The organism is Wenyingzhuangia sp. 2_MG-2023, from assembly GCF_030548295.1.
Classification (GTDB): domain Bacteria; phylum Bacteroidota; class Bacteroidia; order Flavobacteriales; family Flavobacteriaceae; genus Wenyingzhuangia.
The window spans coordinates 1-286 of record NZ_JAUOSB010000099.1; the positions used below are offsets into that span (position 1 = coordinate 1).

1 protein-coding gene is annotated in these 286 nt (G+C 55.2%); it reads left to right on the forward strand.

The features are described from left to right. Positions 1 to 286 (forward strand): HAMP domain-containing protein (locus Q4548_RS16810; protein ID WP_303457203.1); only part of this gene is annotated, 286 nt, incomplete at both ends.

Genomic DNA, 286 nt, shown 5'->3' on the forward strand with positions numbered 1-286 from the left:
GGATCGCATTGGCCGAATTATTTATGGTTGCGCTGGTTTCATGGATTCTGGGCTGTTACCTGACCCGCACCTTGTCGCACCTGACCCGGCAGGCCCAGCGTCTGTCGAAAGGAGAAATGGTCGAGCCATTACCGGTGAATGGCCGGGATGAGTTGGCCGTTACCGTCCAGTCGTTTAACGACATGGTGGAGAAGCTGGCCCAGGCGAGAGAAGAGGATGCGATCAAATCCGCCGTTTACGAGGCCAGCCTGGATGCCATGATTACGCTGAACAAGCAGGGTAATAT